Annotated in this window: 1 protein-coding gene; it reads left to right on the top strand. The window is 41.6% G+C overall.

The window, feature by feature from the left end; genetic code table 11:
• The first annotated feature begins 135 nt into the window (after positions 1 to 135).
• Positions 136 to 1,422: an IS1380-like element ISBf12 family transposase gene (locus NBH16_RS23195; RefSeq protein WP_009040242.1), complete on the top strand. Its 1,287-nt coding sequence runs from the start codon at positions 136 to 138 to the stop codon at positions 1,420 to 1,422.
• The last annotated feature ends 171 nt before the right edge of the window (positions 1,423 to 1,593 follow it).

The following is a 1,593-nucleotide window of genomic DNA, read 5'->3' as shown; positions in this document are numbered from 1 at the left end:
CCTTAATTCCGCAACACTATTATAAATTAAACTTTTTAAGTACCTGAGCAACAAAAAGTTGCTCAGGATTTTGCCATGTCAGAATTTTCACTTATCTTAGTGTTGCAAAAAAAACAAGAGAATCCGACGATAGACATGGCGAAGATACAAATTAAATCTGAGAGACTCACTCCTTTTGGGGGATTATTTTCAATCATGGAGCAATTTGACTCCACATTATCATCTGTAATCGACTCAACCCTCGGTCTAAGGTGTAGATCGTTCGGTTATCAGTACAGCGAAATCATCCGTTCTCTCATGAGTATCTACTTCTGTAGCGGTTCATGTATTGAGGATGTCACTACTCATTTGATGAACCACCTCTCGCTTCATCCGACACTTCGCACTTGTAGCTCTGATACTATCCTCAGGGCGATAAAGGAGTTGACGCAAGAAAACATTTCATACACATCAGATATGGGCAAGACCTACGATTTCAATACGGCTGACACTCTCAATACTTTATTGCTCAATTGTATATTTGCATCTGGCCAACTGAAAGAGGGTGAGATGTATGATGTTGATTTCGACCATCAGTTCATAGAGACAGAGAAGTATGATGCAAAGCCTACATACAAGAAGTTCCTTGGTTATCGCCCTGGCGTGGCGGTTATTGGCGATTTGATAGTCGGTATAGAGAATAGCGATGGTAACACAAATGTTCGTTTCCATCAGAAGGACACGCTGAAGAGGTTCTTTGCGAGATTTGAACAGAATGGGCTCACTATCAATCGCTTCAGAGCTGATTGTGGATCATGTTCCGAGGAAATCGTGGAGGAAATAGAAAAACACTGCAAGTCCTTCTATATCCGTGCTAACCGCTGCAGTTCGATCTACAATGACACCTTTGCTCTCAAAGGCTGGAAAACTGAGGAAATCAATGGCATTGAGTTTGAATTGAACTCTATCCTTGTTGAGAAGTGGAAAGGTAAGGCATATCGACTTGTGATTCAAAGACAGAAACGGATGGATGGTGTGCAGGATTTTTGGGAAGGAGAATACACATACCGTTGTATCCTGACTAACGACTATGATTCTTCCGTAAGAGAAATTGTCGAGTTCTATAACCTTCGTGGAGGAAAGGAACGTATCTTCGATGATATGAACAATGGTTTCGGGTGGGACAGATTGCCCAAATCCTTCATGGCAGAGAACACAGTGTTCCTTCTTCTTACAGCACTTATCCGTAACTTTTACAAGGCCATTATTCAAAGACTTGACGTAAAGAAGTTCGGGCTCAATGCAACAAGTCGCATAAAAGCGTTTGTCTTCAGGTTTATCTCTGTACCAGCCAAGTGGATCAGGACATCAAGGCGGTATGTGCTGAACATCTATACCTGTAATAATGCTTACGCAGATGTTTTCCAGACTGATTTTGGATAATGCCTACAACTTATGGGAATGATATTGTGTATTGCCTCAAGTCACATTGTGGGGTAAGGGGATATTGTAGGCAGAAGTGGGTGCTTCAAGTTCAAATTATCTGCAAATTCAGTAATGAGAGGACGTGTAAACGCAATAAGGACGTTCAAGGGCTTAGTTGCGGATTTGAGG

The organism is Parabacteroides sp. Y3-G-102 (assembly GCF_023656845.1).
In the GTDB taxonomy this organism is placed as follows: domain Bacteria; phylum Bacteroidota; class Bacteroidia; order Bacteroidales; family Tannerellaceae; genus Parabacteroides; species Parabacteroides distasonis.
Note: the sequence above shows the minus strand (reverse complement) of the source record. Positions and strands in the feature narration are given on the sequence as shown.